The sequence below is a fragment of the Pseudomonas sp. Sample_11 genome (assembly GCF_004307505.1).
Lineage (GTDB): Bacteria > Pseudomonadota > Gammaproteobacteria > Pseudomonadales > Pseudomonadaceae > Aquipseudomonas > Aquipseudomonas atacamensis.
Genome location: NZ_RCOD01000017.1, coordinates 1 through 14,371 on the forward strand (window position 1 = coordinate 1; position 14,371 = coordinate 14,371).

The 14,371-nt window shown below is 60.7% G+C and carries 10 protein-coding genes; 5 read left to right on the forward strand and 5 right to left on the reverse strand.

The window, feature by feature from the left end:
* Positions 1-208: 208 nt before the first annotated feature.
* From D8U60_RS03430 to D8U60_RS03440, 3 genes are read right to left on the reverse strand one after another with little or no spacing between them, the layout of a single operon-like run.
* Positions 209-1,276, reverse strand: coding sequence for a lipocalin-like domain-containing protein (locus D8U60_RS03430; protein WP_130899466.1), 1,068 nt, complete (start codon positions 1,274-1,276; stop codon positions 209-211).
* Positions 1,266-3,737 (reverse strand): ABC transporter permease, encoded by a 2,472-nt coding sequence (locus D8U60_RS03435; RefSeq protein WP_130899467.1) that lies wholly within the window; start codon positions 3,735-3,737, stop codon positions 1,266-1,268. Before D8U60_RS03435 ends, D8U60_RS03430 begins: the two co-directional genes overlap by 11 nt.
* The gene (locus tag D8U60_RS03440; protein WP_130899468.1) at positions 3,734-4,387 is read right to left on the reverse strand and encodes an ABC transporter ATP-binding protein; all 654 of its coding nucleotides are present in this window, start codon (positions 4,385-4,387) and stop codon (positions 3,734-3,736) included. Before D8U60_RS03440 ends, D8U60_RS03435 begins: the two co-directional genes overlap by 4 nt.
* A 139-nt stretch (positions 4,388-4,526) precedes the next feature.
* Here D8U60_RS03440 and D8U60_RS03445 point away from each other — a divergent pair, with 139 nt between their 5' ends.
* A complete protein-coding gene (locus D8U60_RS03445) occupies positions 4,527-6,500 on the forward strand; it encodes an alkyl sulfatase dimerization domain-containing protein (RefSeq protein WP_130899469.1) in 1,974 nt (657 codons plus the stop codon).
* Positions 6,501-6,837: 337 nt separating this feature from the next.
* Here the strand turns inward: D8U60_RS03445 and D8U60_RS03450 are convergent, their stop codons facing one another.
* Positions 6,838-7,689: an AraC family transcriptional regulator gene (locus tag D8U60_RS03450; RefSeq protein ID WP_130899470.1), complete on the reverse strand. Its 852-nt coding sequence runs from the start codon at positions 7,687-7,689 to the stop codon at positions 6,838-6,840.
* A 97-nt stretch (positions 7,690-7,786) separates the two neighbouring features.
* Between D8U60_RS03450 and D8U60_RS03455 the strand changes: the two genes are divergently transcribed.
* Positions 7,787-8,731, forward strand: a complete 945-nt coding sequence (locus D8U60_RS03455) for a LysR family transcriptional regulator (protein ID WP_130899471.1) — start codon at positions 7,787-7,789, stop codon at positions 8,729-8,731.
* The gene (locus D8U60_RS03460) at positions 8,728-9,747 is read left to right on the forward strand and encodes an AraC family transcriptional regulator (protein ID WP_130899472.1); all 1,020 of its coding nucleotides are present in this window, start codon (positions 8,728-8,730) and stop codon (positions 9,745-9,747) included. Before D8U60_RS03455 ends, D8U60_RS03460 begins: the two co-directional genes overlap by 4 nt.
* Positions 9,748-9,887: 140 nt before the next feature.
* Here the strand turns inward: D8U60_RS03460 and D8U60_RS03465 are convergent, their stop codons facing one another.
* A complete protein-coding gene (locus tag D8U60_RS03465; RefSeq protein ID WP_130899473.1) occupies positions 9,888-11,585 on the reverse strand; it encodes a sulfatase-like hydrolase/transferase in 1,698 nt (565 codons plus the stop codon).
* A 388-nt stretch (positions 11,586-11,973) separates the two neighbouring features.
* Between D8U60_RS03465 and D8U60_RS03470 the strand changes: the two genes are divergently transcribed.
* Both D8U60_RS03470 and D8U60_RS03475 read left to right on the forward strand, forming a co-directional pair.
* On the forward strand, positions 11,974-13,326 hold the full coding sequence (locus tag D8U60_RS03470) for a UDP-glucose/GDP-mannose dehydrogenase family protein (protein ID WP_016774103.1): 1,353 nt from the start codon (positions 11,974-11,976) through the stop codon (positions 13,324-13,326).
* Entirely contained in the window at positions 13,323-14,357 is a 1,035-nt protein-coding gene (locus D8U60_RS03475; protein ID WP_130899474.1) for an NAD-dependent epimerase, read from the forward strand. Before D8U60_RS03470 ends, D8U60_RS03475 begins: the two co-directional genes overlap by 4 nt.
* Positions 14,358-14,371: the final 14 nt, after the last annotated feature.

Below are 14,371 nucleotides of genomic sequence, written 5' to 3' on the forward strand. Positions count from 1 at the left end.
ACCCGAGCCTGCGAGGGCCGAACGTAGGAGCTAGCGTTTTTTGCTTACTTTTTTTGGCGCTTGTAAAAAAGTAAGTCGCCGTAAGGGCGAATCCCTAAGCAGCCGTTACCGCAGCAACGGATATGTACCCGGTCAAGGAGAACAAATCATCGCTCGACAAAAAGCCTTCGCGAGCAAGCTCGCTCCCACAGGGAAACTGCACCTACCGTTAATATCCGGTCATTTCCAGATAGCCCTGGCCAGGATGGCTGCCGTCAATCTTCACCGGCCCCTCCCAATACGGAATACGCAAATCCATCCAGGCATTGCGGTTGATCGCGTCAACGCTGATATCGAGTTGCTTGTCGGGAATGCGGATCGACCATTTCACCGGCATCGGTCGATCAGCCACCTTGGCCGTATCCTGAGGAACGAGGCTGATCTGCTCGCTGTGCAATGTCTGAATCTGCCCGTCAGCGGCGATCCAGGTGCCGGTCAGATAAGGCGCGCCGTCCTTCTGCCGCATGCGGTAAAGCATCACATGTTCGCCGCTGTCCAGATGCAGCGAGAACCAGTCCCAGCCAGTTTGATTGGCGGTGAGTGGCTGACTGCTCCACTCGCGATCGAGCCACGCCGGGCCGCTGACGCTGTAGGTCTGGCCATCGATCTGCAGCGTGCCGCTGGCCTGGAAAAATGGCTGGCTGTAGTAATACGAGGCCTGACCTTCTTCGGATTTCTGGCTGAAACCGTTGTCGCCTTGCAGCACCAGCGGGCGGCTGGAGGTGAGGCGCAGTTGATAAGCGAAATTCTTGTCACGAGCACTGAGTTGCATATCGCGCAACGGATCCTGCGCCTGACTGGCAAACATCCAGTCATCGATCCACGCTTCGAACGGCGCCAGGCGCACGCCGGCCTGGCCTACTCCGCCCCGGGCGTAGCGCTCGGCGGCGTGGTGCACCGAGGGCGAGGTGACTGCCGCATGGCCCAGCCAGATCGTTTGGTTGCCCCAACCGGCCTGCTCGGCGACTGGTTTCAGGGCGCTGCGAAACAGCGTCCATTGCACGCCAAAATCATTGCCCTGCTGATCCTTGAGATTGGCGGTGACGTACCACCACTCGATGCGAAAACCATCATGCGCGCCATGATCGGCGGGGAAGCTGAACACCCGACCGGGCAGCACCGGGGTGAAGGATTGCGCCTGATCGCCCATGCCGGCAAAGCCCTTTTCCTCAGGTGCAGGCTGATCGCAGCCACCGAGCAGCAGTGCAATCATCAGCACGAGCCATTTAGTCCTCATGGGCAAACGTCCTCAGCAAGTCCGCCGGTTGCGTGCGGTACAGCGAATACAGCGGCCATGCCGAAGCCAACAGAGTCGCCAGCAAGGCCAGGCCCATCAGTTGCAACAACTGCAACGGAAACACCCGCAACGGCAAGCGCCAGCCGAATGCCTGCACATTGATCACCGCATCCAGGCACCACGCCAAAGCAATGCCCAGCGGCAGCGCCAACAGCAACGTCAATACGGCAAGCAGCCAGGTCTGGCCGAGGTTGAGCAGCATCAATTGTTTGCGCGTCACGCCCAGCGCCCACAGCGGTGCGAGTTGACTGAGGCGACTCTGGCTCTGGGTCAGCAGACTGATGAACAGCGCCACGCCAGCCACGGCCAAGGTCAGGCTGTTCAACGCCGCCGTCGCGGCAAAGGTGCGTTCGAAGACCTGCACCGACCAGCCCTTGAGCCGCGCCTGATCGACAATGCGGTTGTCATCCAGCGCAAAACGCGCCTGCAAGGCGTTGAGCAGCGCCGGAATCTGCGCTGGGTCGATTCGCAAATTGAAGCGGTTGGGCGTGAGTTGCGGCCAGCCGCGCAACAGGTGCTCGCTGCTGATCAGCACGTGCCCTTTCGGATTGCCGTAGTCAGCGTAGATGCCGACGATACGCGGCGACCATGTGCCGTTTGGCGTGGGAATGTTCAGATGCTCGCCCGGCCGCAACTTCAGGCGTCGTGCCAGTTGTTCGCTGAGCATCACCGCATCATCCGTGGCCAGTTTGCCCCACGGATCGCTGCCACTGCTGTCGAGCAACGGCCAATGCTGGCGATAGTACGAGTGGTCGATGATGCCGTAGACATCGGCCGGCCAGCCTTGCAGTGTCACCGAAACCTGCCAGTTGGGCAGCACAGCGGTCACGTTGGGCTGCTGCTTGAGCCAACTGTGCATCTCGCGGGCCTGCGCCGGATTGGCCGGGTTGATGTACAACTCGGCGCTCAGGCGTTGTTCGAGCCAGTCGTTGAAGGTCTGGCGAAAACCGGCGGTCATGCTGCCGGCGCCGATGTTGGCGGCGAGCGCCAGCAGCAGCGCCATCAGCGCCAGACTCAGGGCTGGCAGTTGCTGGCGGCAGTCGGCGAGAAACCATTGGCCGAGCACCGACCGACTACGCCCGAGCAACGGGTTCAACAACGCGCTGAGCAGCACCGGCAAGGCCAGCGCGGCACCGAGCAACAGCCCGGCCATCAGCACGAAGCCGCTGCTCAGGCTGTCGCCCCAGATCAGCGCCGCCAGCGCAATCATCAGCAGCGCTGTCGCCAGCCAACCCTGTCGGCGCAACCAGCGCGAATACTGTTGATGCCACGCCTGCGGATCGGCCACCGCCAGCAACGGCAGGCGCGCCGCCCGCAGCAGACTATTGGCCCCGGCCAGCAAGGCGCCAAGCAGGCTCAGACCGATGCCGCTGAACCACCACCAGGGGCTCAAACGCAACTGCCCCGCCACTTCCGCGCCATACAGACCGCGCAGGCTGGCGGCGACGTCCGGCAGCAGCACGCTGGCCAGCCAATAGCCGCTGATCACACCGAACAATCCACCGATCAGCGCCAGCACACCCAGTTCAACCACCAGACATGCGATCAGCATTCGTGCACTGACGCCACAGGCGCGCAACGTGCGCAGCAAGCCTCGGCGCTGTTCCAGAGCGAGGCCGATGGCAGCGTGGACGATGAACAGGCCGACCAGAAACGACAAAAATCCAAGGGCATCGAGATTGAGGTGAAAGCTCTCGGTCAGCCGCGCGAGATTGTTTTCTTCGCCGCTGCTTTTGAGCTGCAAGCGATCGGTGAAACTCGCTGGTAATTCTTGATGAAAGTCCTTGGGCAGCAGCAGTCGCGACAGTTGCTCAGGTTGTTCGAGCAGGCGTTGCGCTACACCGATGTCGACCAGCAACAACCCCGGCGCCATGTCCTTCTGCGCGAGCAGCGGCGGCAGGGTCTGGCCGTTTACGGTTTGCGGTGTATCGCCTTCGCGCAAGCCGAGCATTTGCATCGTGTCCGGGGAAATCCAGGTGCTGCCCGGCGGGCTGAAAAATTCGACGATGCGCTCGATCGGCATCGCCTGCCCGGCTACTGCGGAATCCGACGGCAGCGACACCGGCTCGATGCCCATCACCTGAATCCGCTGGTCTTCGTGGCCCTTGAGCGTCAGCCGGCCCTGCAACACCGGTGACACCGGCCAGCCCTGACGGCGCAATTCGATAAACCAGAGCTGGGGAAACAATGCCCCATTTGGCGTGCTCAGGCTGGCCTGCGGTTCGCCGCCGATCATCTGGCTGGCCCGCGCGTAGCTGTCGCGCGCCTGACTGTTCAGCGCCTCGACGCCAGTGAGCAGACTAGTGGCCAGCCACAGCCCGGTCAGCACACTGAAAAACTGCACGGGATGGCGCCGCCAGTGGCTGAGCAGCGCGCGCAGGGTTTGCCGCCAGATCATCAGGCGACCCGTCCGTTCGACAACACCACGCGCTGAGCCAGACGCGCCGCCACGCGCTGACTGTGAGTGACCATCAACAAAGTCGTCGGCGTGTCATCGAGCAATTCCAGCAACAGCCGCAGCACTTCATCGCTGGTCGCTTCATCGAGGCTGCCGGTGGGTTCATCGGCCAAGAGCAATTTCGGCTGCGAAGCCAATGCGCGGCCCAATGCAACTCGTTGCTGCTGGCCGCCAGAGAGTTGCTCGGGATACCGCGAGAGCAGATCGCCCAGCCCCAGACGCTGCACCAGATGCGCTTGCCAGCGCGGCTCATGGCGCCCGGCGAGGCGCGCCTGAAAGGCAAGGTTGTCTTCCACGCGCAGGCTGCCGATCAGGTTGAACTGCTGAAACACCAGACCGATTTCCGTGCGCCGCCAGTTCGCCAGTTGCGCTTCGCTCATGGCTTCCAAGCGATATTCGCCGCTGCGAATGCTGCCGCTGTCGACCTTGTCCAGCCCCGCCACCAGATGCAGCAGCGTGCTTTTGCCACTGCCCGACTCGCCCATCAGCGCGAGGCTGCCACCGGCCTCCAGCGTCAGGTCGACGCCTTGCAGCACCGGCAACAATCCCTGTGGCGTGGCATAGCTTTTGAAAACGTCGCGAACCTCAAGCATGGGCAAACCCGATCAGTGAACCTGGGCCTAGGATAGCGGCCCTGAATGGTTTTTGTCCGCTGATGATCATCGCCAACTCCGGGACGCGCCCTACGCTGCTGGCTGTTCGGCCATAACGATAAAAAAACCGGAGACACCCATGCCCCGTTTCATCCTGAGCCCGCGTGGCCTGCTGACCTGCCTGATCACCACTTGTCTGAGCCAACCGTTGCTCGCTGCTGACGGTGCGGTTGCGCCGAGCATGCAAACCGCCGCAAGCAACGCTGCCGTCCTGCAAACCCTGCCTTTCAGCGACCGCACCGATTTCGAATCCGTCAGCAAAGGCCTGATCGCACCGTTCAAGGGTCAGATCAAGGATGCCGCCGGCAAAGTCATCTGGAACGTCAATGCCTATGATTTCCTCGCCAAAGACAAGGCGCCGGAATCGGTCAATCCAAGCCTGTGGCGACTGGCCCAGCTCAATGTCCACGCCGGTCTGTTCGAGGTCAGCCCCAAGCTGTATCAGGTGCGCGGCCTCGACCTCGCCAACATGACCATCATCGAAGGTGACGACGGGCTGATCATCATCGATCCGCTGACCATGGCCGAAACCGCCAGGACGGCGCTGGACCTGTACTACGCCAATCGGCCGCGCAAACCGGTCGTCGCGGTGATCTACAGCCACACCCATGTCGATCATTTCGGCGGCGTGCGCGGGGTGATCGACGAGGCCGATGTCAAGTCCGGCAAGGTCAAGGTCTACGCGCCGGTCGGCTTCATGGAACACGTGATGAGCGAGAACGTCATGGCCGGCAACGCCATGAGCCGCCGCGCGCAGTACCAATTCGGCAGCCTGTTGCCGCGCAGTGAAAAAGGCCAGGTCGACGCTGGCCTCGGCAAGAGCGCGCCCAGCGGTGGCACGGTCACACTGATCGCGCCTACCGATCTGATTGCCGAGCCGTTGGAAACCCGCACCATCGCCGGCCTGCAAATCGAATTCCAGCTGACCCCGGGCACCGAAGCGCCCGCGGAAATGAACCTTTATCTACCGCAGCTGAAAGCCTTGTGCATGGCCGAAAACGCCACGCAGATGATGCACAACATCCTCACCCCGCGCGGTGCGCAGGTGCGTGATGCCAAAGCCTGGTCGCAATACCTCGATGACAGTCTGGCCCGCTACGGCGACAAGGCGGACGTGCTGTTCGCCCAACACAACTGGCCGACCTGGGGTGGCGAGCGGATTCGTACTTTGCTCGCCGATCAGCGTGACATGTACGCCTTCATCAATGACCGCACTCTGCACTTGCTCAACCAGGGCCTGACGCCGTTGGAAATCGCTGATGCGATCAAGAAGCTGCCCGGCTCGCTCGATCAGAAGTGGTACACCCGTGGTTATTACGGTTCGCTGAGTTTCAATACGCGCGCGGTGTATCAGCGCTACATGGGTTTCTACGACGGCAACCCGGCCAACCTCAACCCGCTGCCCCCGGTCGATGCGGCTAAACGCTCGGTCGAGGCCATGGGCGGTACCGCGTCGGTGCTGGAGAAAATGCGCAGTGCGATGGCCAGCGCTGACTACCGATGGGCCGCGCAGTTGGGCAACCAGTTGCTGTTCGCCGATCCGGACAACGCGGATGCACGCAATGCTCAAGCCGAGACGCTGGAGCAGTTGGGTTATCAAAGCGAGAACGCCACCTGGCGCAACATGTACCTGACCGGTGCGATGGAACTGCGCAACGGCGTACCACCGCAGTCTGCCAATACCGTATCGGTGGACATGGTCCGGGCGATGAGTCCGGAAATGTTCTTCGACTACCTCGCGGTACGCCTGGACAGCGACAAAGCCGTGGCCCATGACCTGACGCTGAACTGGACGTTCGACGATGTGCAAAAAGATTTCACCCTGACCTTGCGCAATGGCGTGCTGACTCACCGCGCCGGCTTGAATCCGGCGGCGGATGCGAGCGTCAGTCTGAGCCGCGATACGCTGGAGAAGATCAGCCTGAAACAATTGGACTTCCCGACGGCGATGCAAAAAGGACTGGTGAAGTTGCAGGGCAATGGTCAGAAATTCGGATTATTGATGGGCAGCCTGGATACGTTCGGGCCGCAGTTCAATATCGTCACGCCGTAAGTCAAAAGCCCCTCACCCTAGCCCTCTCCCGGAGGGAGAGGGGACCGACCGAGTTGCATGTACGAGATACGCCGACGTGGGATGACGAGTTGAATGCAATTTTGAATAACACGCACATCAGCTCCCATGATTCACAAGCCCCCTTCCCGGAGGGAGAGGGGACTGACCGTGTTGGATGTACGAGATACGCCGACGTGGGATACCGAGTTGAACTCAGATTCCGAACGCCATGAAGATCGGCTCCCTTTCCCCCTCGCCCCCTTGGGGGAGAGGGCTGGGGTGAGGGGGTAAATCTTGCTGGCACCCTCAATAACGATCAATCACCTCAATTGTGCTTTCAACAAACCTGCCCCGGATTCAACCGGAACTGCTTCGGCGTAATCCCGAACTGTTTGCGAAACGCGCGGATAAAGTTGCTCGGCTGGCGATAACCCAGCCGCTCAGCTATCCGTTCGATCGGTTGATCACCCGCCGTCAGCCAGTGCCGCGCCATTGTCAGATTGTCCTCACGCGCAGGTGCGCGAGTTTCAGCGTGCCAGTGACGCAGCATGCTCTGGTGCAGAAACGGGTTGGCGCCAAGCAAGACCTGATCGAGGCTATATCTCGGCAAGGTCAGGCACAGATGTTCGCCCTGCTCCACCGCGATACCCACTCCACGCAGCCAGCCACCGGCCAATTGCGCCGGGCGCAGGCTGACACTCACAAACAAATCTCCAGGCGCCCCGCCCAATCGACGGGCAATGTTGCGCACCAGCGTTATCACTGCCGCATCCAGAGCGAAATGATGCAACTGCCCCTGCTGCGAACGCAGGCGCAAATGAGCAAAATCGCCCGCCTCGACGAGTTCCACCGCAACGTAATTGATCACCCTTGGCAAGCAGTCGATGAAGCACTTCAGACTGGCCCGCAAGGTCGCGGACGAGTCGAGTAGGATATTCAGTCCTTGCAGGCAATCGGTCGCCATCCCGTCGGCCAGTTCACAGCCAAACGTCGGCGCTACCCCTGACCATTCACACTCAAGCCACAACTGTTCAAGCGCTTGTGCGGCGATCAATTGATGCTGTCCGGCAAGCACAGACGGGCAGATCCCCACGCGCGCCATCAAGCGTTGCGGGCACAGTCCGGACTGGCGAGCATGCGCGAGAATCGTGCGGGTAAACGCGCTGGAGGCGAACAGAGGCTGAGACATGAAGGCGTGCCATCGAAGAACAGGCGTGTACTTATGCCAGCGGACGTGCTATCGATCCAATGCATTAAAAGTATCCGCTAAATGCAGGAGACGCATGATGGATCTTCGCCAGCTTCGCCACTTGGTCGCCCTCGCTGATTACCGCAACTTCGGTCGCGCCGCCGAGGCGATCAACCTCAGTCAACCGGCGTTCAGCCGCAGCATCCAGACTCTGGAGCGTGATCTTGACTGCGAGCTGGTCGAGCGCAGCAGCCGCGAATTTCGCCTGACCGGGCAAGGCGAGCTGGTGCTGCAACATGCGCGGCGCCTGCTCGCTGGCAGCCAGGCGCTGCACAACGAATTGACGCAATACAACGGCCTCACCGGCGGCGAACTGCAATTCGGTTGCGGTCCGTATCCGGCGCAGGTGCTGGTGCCGGAAGCGCTGGCCGACTTCATTGATGCGCATCCGGCGATTCGCACGCGGTTTCATCAGGGCGACTGGCAGCAGCTGACGCTGTGGTTGCGCGAGCAGCAGATCGAGTTTTTCGTCGCCGATGCGCGGCACTTTGTCAGCGATCCGCAGTATCAGGTGCACCTGCTGCGCACGCGGCCGGGACGGTTTTTCTGTCGCGCCGGCCATCCGCTCCTCGCGCAACGAGACCTGCGATTGCGCGCCCTGCTCGATTACCCGATCGTCGGCACGCGCATTCCACCGATGATCCGCAAGGTGCTCGCCGATATCCTTGGTGAGCAGGACTTCAACCCGAGCGTCGAGTGCGCACAATTTGACGCGATCCAGCGCGTAGTGCTGCGCTCCGACGCGGTGGGGCTGGCCACGCTTGAGGCCTTGCGTGAACAACTTGATCGCGGCCTGATCGAGCTGCTCGACTTTGTCGACGTCCCCCATGACGAGCCGGCGCTGCAACTGGGTTATGGCATCGTCAGCCGCGCCGGTTTTACCCTGACGCCAGCAGCGCGGGCAATGATTGAGGCGATCCTCAGCGTCGATCAGCGGTTGCTGGCGGCTAACGGAGCGACGGGAGACGCGCGCGCAACATGAGCAAAACCCATCCGCAATCCGTTAACGCTTTTTACGCGCCGACCTTGCTTCCGGCCATTGAAGAATTGCTCGCGCGCGGCATTAGCCAAGGCGCAATCGAAGCACAACTGCGCCGCAGCCTGTTCGATCTGCGCACGCCGTTCACACGCATGCCGCTGCTGATGTCGCGGCGCTTCTGGGCGTTTGCCGTGGAACAGAGCGGCGATCCACTGATCGGTCTGGCTGCGGGTGAACGTTTCGTTTCGACGGCCACCAATGGACTGACCTATCTGTTCGATGTCGCCGTGTCGCTGGAACGTGCCTGTGAATTTTTCGCCGAGTACTTTGCGTTTTTCAACGGACACTTCCGTGTGCAAATCCTGCGTGAAGATGGCGGCGTAACACTGCGCTTGGTCGAAGCCGGCCGTCTTGGTGCTCCGGCGGCGCTGACCGATTACATCCTCGTCAGCCTGTGCAGCCTGGTGCGACGCAAGTTGCTCGCCAGCGGCGTGCCCGGTGATCCGGTGCTGGGTGTGGCACTGGCATCGGCAAGCCGCGAGCAGCATCAATCGGCATTGCGCACCCCGGTGAGCGCAGAGCAATCATGCGCGGCGATTTATCTGGATCCTCAGCTGTTCGTGATGCCGTTGACACCGGGTAATCCGAGATTGGAAACAACGCTTGTCGATCTGCTGGAACAGACCCGATGCCTCAGTGAATCGACCTTGCTCGGACAGCTCAGCGATTATCTGATCGAAGATCTGGCTTCAGCGGATTGGCAGCAGTTCTGTGCTACACAGCATGTGCTTGAGCGCACGGCGGCAAGGCGTTTGAAGGCGTTGGGCTGGACCTTCAGCGAACTGCTTGATGAGCATCGGCGCTATCGGGCCGAGGACCTGTTGCAGTCCGGGGCGCTGGAGCTGGTCGAAGTGGCGGATCGGTTGGGTTACAGCGATGTGCAGGGATTCAACCGGGCTTGCGTGCGCTGGCTGGGGTGCGCGCCTGGGGAGTATCGGGCGCGGTGGCTGAAGCTTTGAATTGGCTGGTGTCAGTGCTGGTCCCATCGCTGGCAAGCCAGCTCCCACAGAGGCCAGTGCTGACACAGGATTTGTGAACAACCTCGAACCCTGTGGGAGCTGGCTTGCCAGCGAAGAGGCCCGCCCGAGCGACCCGAAACTCACTGCCCCGCAGCCACACTCGCCGGTGCCCGCTCAGGCGTAACGATGCTGCCCAGATCGATATGCTTCCACTCAGGCTTGGCCCCCAAGCGCGCATTGAAGCGGTAGTTGAAAGTGAACTCATCCGCCGTCGGCACGCTCAGCGGTTTGCCATATACCGCTTCGATTGCGCCCAAGTCGTAGCCCATCACCTGCAACAGCGTCGGGAAGATGTTGTAGTGGCTGGAGCGATCCTTGTTTGCCGGCAGATTCGCCGCCCAGTCCGGCGTCTGCAATCCACGACCCTGGATCACCACCAGCGGCACCAACCCCTCCTCTTCCACCGGGTCGCCGCCGCAATGAGTATTCAAGCCCGGGTTGCCGCGCTCATGCAGATCCTGGCCATGATCGGAGGTGTAGATCAGCAGCGCATTGTTCAGGTTGGCCTGGGCAAACACCCGGGCGAAGAACTCGCCGACGTTCCACAACAGCGTGTTCTTGTAGGCGTTGCGATACAGCACCCAGTCATCCGGCTGGCCGTTGAAACCGGTGCGTTCGCCAGTGTCGGCGACTTCGGTGAACTGTCCGCGGGGCAGCGTCGGCCGGTAGGCCATGAACGCGTCCGGGTATTTGTCATGCACCGGAAAATGCGCGCCGACCTTGTTGATCACGATCAGCTCGGGGCGATTGTCGTTGAGCAGTTCGATCAGCTTCGCCGCTGCCGCCATGTCGCGGTCGCGCACGCTGGTCTGGTCGAATTGCACGAAACTGTCGATGTCGTTTTTCTCGGCGGCGGTCATCAGGTTCTGCAAATTGCCGGCCGTGCGCTGAGCGTCGATGTAGACCGTGCCGAGCCCGGCCTTTTTCGCGTACTGCCAGATCGACGGCAACGTGCTGTTGATGCGTCTGTAGTCGGCGCGGGTGCCGCCGTAGCGCAAGGTGACATTGGTGTCGGCGCTGCAATTGGCAATGGACGCGGCATAACCGAAGTTGAAGACATCGACCCCGGCCGGCGCTTGCTTGAGGTTGCTGTGCACGCCGAACGGCGCGTTGATGTCGAGGTAATTGCCGGAAATGCTTTCGTCAATGATCAGCACAATGTCATGGCCGACGGCGGGCGTGGCGCGCGCAAGCGTCACCGCTTCACGGGGGCCAACGGTATCGTGTAGCGCCTCGTAGGCAAACAGGTTCAGGTAGGCCAGCGGCGTGTACATGATCGGCAGGCCACGTGCGCCCTCACCCGCTCGTAGAAACAATAATCCGCTGAGCATCAATACGCCGACGAGGGGCGCCGCGACCCGCAACGTGTTGGGTATGAACAGCGCATGACGCGGCTTGAGTCCGATGCCGAACAACAGCAGCAAGCCACTGAGCACCGCGCGCAGGATCGCATCGCGATACTGATAGGCCGCTTCCTGAATGAAGCCGCCGGAGTACACCAGCGAGACAAAATCGCTGTACCTCAGGTAATCCGCGGTGACACGGGTGTAAACATCAAAAAAAACTGCTGCGGCAAACATCGTTAATGCGAATGCATGTCGAACGAGAGCCTGACGTATATAGGCAGTTAGATATAAAGCAAAAGTAAGCGCCAAAAACATCGCGCCAAAAACAAGTACATTCAAACCCCACCCGATAGCATTTAACCGATCAAGGTAATAGTCGGAAAAGAGCAATAGATAGGCAACTAAAAGCAGTTCCTTGGCGTATTTGAACATGGCGATACCGGCCGTCCGAAATGGGAGGTTGTCAAAGCTTTGTCGGTCAGAACCTGACACTAGCACCCGGCCATCAAAGCGCAAGAAATGACTGATAGCCGGGTAAAGCGTCAAAAAAACGGTGACTCAAATCTGACACACCTGCGGGGATGAAAGCCTTTAATTTCGGGGACTTAGACCGTCTGTCGGTTAAATAAAATCTGAACAAATCTGCAAGAAAACAACAAATTCAATGGCAGCAATGACTTGATGGCCAATCGCCAAAAACGCCTCAAGTGTTATACCCGTGCAACATGTCATTTTGCTGACACGCTTTCCAAACCCTGCGCTATACCCCTTTAACAATCTCATCCGTAATTAACTTTTCTGGTTTTATTGAGGTGCGCAGATGGACGTGAGCGTATTTGGCACTGGCTATGTCGGACTTATACAAGCCGCTGCACTTGCCGATGTCGGCCATCGGGTTTTATGCATTGATATTGATCCGAACAAGATCAAACAACTGCAACAAGCGGTGCCGCCCATCAGTGAACCAGGCCTGTCCGCAACACTTGAAGAAAACATCAAGGCCGGGCGCTTGTTGTTCAGCACTCAGGCCAGTGATGCGGTGACTCACGCCGAGCTGATTTTCATCGCCGTCGGCACTCCGGCGGACGAAGACGGCTCTGCCGATCTCAGCCATGTGCTTAACGTCGCCCGGCAGATCGCCGGCCTGATGGAGGCTGATCGCACGTTGATCATCAAATCCACGGTGCCGGTCGGGACTGCCGATCAAGTCCTGGCCACGGCCACCAGCGAATTGCTGTTGCGCGGCAAAACCGAGCTGCAGGTGCGGGTGGTATCCAACCCGGAATTTCTCAAGGAAGGCAGCGCCCTCGCCGACTGCATGCGCCCGGACCGGATCATCATCGGCACCCGCGACGACGCTGCCCGCGAGCAGATGAGCGAGCTGTACGCGCCGTTCTGCCGCAACCACGAAAAACTGATGTTCATGGACAACCGCAGCGCCGAGCTGACCAAGTACGCGGCCAACGCGATGCTCGCCACCCGCATCAGTTTCATGAACGAACTGGCCAACCTCACCGAACTGCTCGGCGCCGACATCGAAGCGGTGCGCAAAGGCATCGGCTCCGACCCGCGCATCGGCTACCACTTCATTTATCCGGGCTGCGGCTTCGGTGGCTCGTGCTTTCCCAAGGATCTGCGTGCCCTGCTGCACACCGCCGAACACAACGGCATGCCGTTGAAACTGCTGCGCAGCGTCACCGACGTCAACGACAGCCAGCGGCACATCCTGTTCAGCAAATTGCGCGCGCAGTTCCCGCAAGGCCTGGCCGGCAAATCCATCGCCGTCTGGGGCCTGGCGTTCAAACCGAACACCGACGACATGCGCGAAGCCCCCAGCCGTTACCTGATGGACGCGTTGTGGGCCGAAGGCGCCAGCGTGCAGGCCTACGATCCGGAAGCCATGTCCGAGTGCCGGCGCATCTACGGCTACCGCAACGACCTGCACCTGTGCGCGACCCGCGACGATACCCTCGAAGACGCCGACGCGCTGGTGATCTGCACCGAGTGGAAAAACTTCCGGGTGGTCGATTTCGAACTGCTCGCAGAGAAGCTGCGTTCGAAGGTAATCATCGATGGACGCAACCTGTACAACCCGGAACAGGTTGCCGCCGCCGGCCTGCATTACAGCGGCATCGGTCTGCGCCACATCGCCCCTGAAGGGCTGCGGCCATGAAGATTCTGGTGACCGGTGCCGCCGGTTTCATTGGTGCCCATTGCGTCCTGCGCTTGCTGCGCGACGGGCATTCGGTGGTCGGCCTGGACAATTTCAACCACTACTACGACCCGCAGCTCAAGCACGACCGCGTGCAGTGGGTGCGCGGGCAGGTTGGCGATTTTCCTCTGGCCACGGTGGATCTGGCCCACGCTTCAGCGATCGACGCGCTGTTTGCCCGCGAGCTGCCACAAGTGGTGATCCACCTCGCCGCGCAGGCCGGGGTGCGTTATTCGCTGGACAATCCCCGGGCGTATCTGGACAGCAACCTCAACGGTTTCCTGAACATTCTCGAAAGCTGCCGGCACCACCCGGTCGAGCACCTGATCTACGCCTCGTCGAGTTCGGTGTACGGCGCCAATCAACACACGCCTTACTCGGTCAAGGATGGCGTCAACCACCCGCTGTCGCTGTACGCCGCGACCAAGAAAGCCAATGAACTGATGGCGCACAGCTACAGCCATCTGTTCGGCATTCCCTGCACCGGCCTGCGTTTTTTCACCGTGTACGGGCCTTGGGGCCGGCCGGACATGTCGCCGATCCAGTTCGCCCGGGCAATCAGCGAAGGCGAGCCGCTGAAGCTGTTCAATTACGGCGAGCATCAGCGCGATTTCACCTACATCGACGACATCATCGAAAGCATCGCTCGCCTCATCGATCAGCCACCGCAAGCCAATCCGCAGTGGGATCGCGAACAGCCCGACCCGGCCAGCAGCATGGCGCCGTGGCGCCTGTTCAACATCGGCGGGCAGCAGCCGGTCGCGCTGAAAACCTACCTCGCGCTGATGGAAAAACATCTCGATCAGCAAGCCATTGTCGAGCTGCTGCCACTGCAACCGGGCGACGTGCTCAACACCTGCGCCGAGGCCAGCGATCTGGCCCAGGCCACCGGATTCCAGCCCCGGATAGAACTGGATGAAGGACTGGGCCGCTTCATCGCCTGGTTCCGCGACTACTACCCCACTGCCCGTGCGCCGCTTGCGGCTGATTGAATGCGGAGGACGCC

Coding starts and splice junctions, on each gene's coding strand:
- D8U60_RS03460 (WP_130899472.1), top strand. CDS start 8,728: ATGAGCAAAACCCATCCGCAATCCGTTAACGCTTTTTACGCGCCGACC.
- D8U60_RS03455 (WP_130899471.1), top strand. CDS start 7,787: ATGGATCTTCGCCAGCTTCGCCACTTGGTCGCCCTCGCTGATTACCGC.
- D8U60_RS03465 (WP_130899473.1), bottom strand. CDS start 11,585: ATGTTCAAATACGCCAAGGAACTGCTTTTAGTTGCCTATCTATTGCTC.
- D8U60_RS03430 (WP_130899466.1), bottom strand. CDS start 1,276: ATGAGGACTAAATGGCTCGTGCTGATGATTGCACTGCTGCTCGGTGGC.
- D8U60_RS03445 (WP_130899469.1), top strand. CDS start 4,527: ATGCCCCGTTTCATCCTGAGCCCGCGTGGCCTGCTGACCTGCCTGATC.
- D8U60_RS03475 (WP_130899474.1), top strand. CDS start 13,323: ATGAAGATTCTGGTGACCGGTGCCGCCGGTTTCATTGGTGCCCATTGC.
- D8U60_RS03470 (WP_016774103.1), top strand. CDS start 11,974: ATGGACGTGAGCGTATTTGGCACTGGCTATGTCGGACTTATACAAGCC.
- D8U60_RS03440 (WP_130899468.1), bottom strand. CDS start 4,387: ATGCTTGAGGTTCGCGACGTTTTCAAAAGCTATGCCACGCCACAGGGA.
- D8U60_RS03450 (WP_130899470.1), bottom strand. CDS start 7,689: ATGTCTCAGCCTCTGTTCGCCTCCAGCGCGTTTACCCGCACGATTCTC.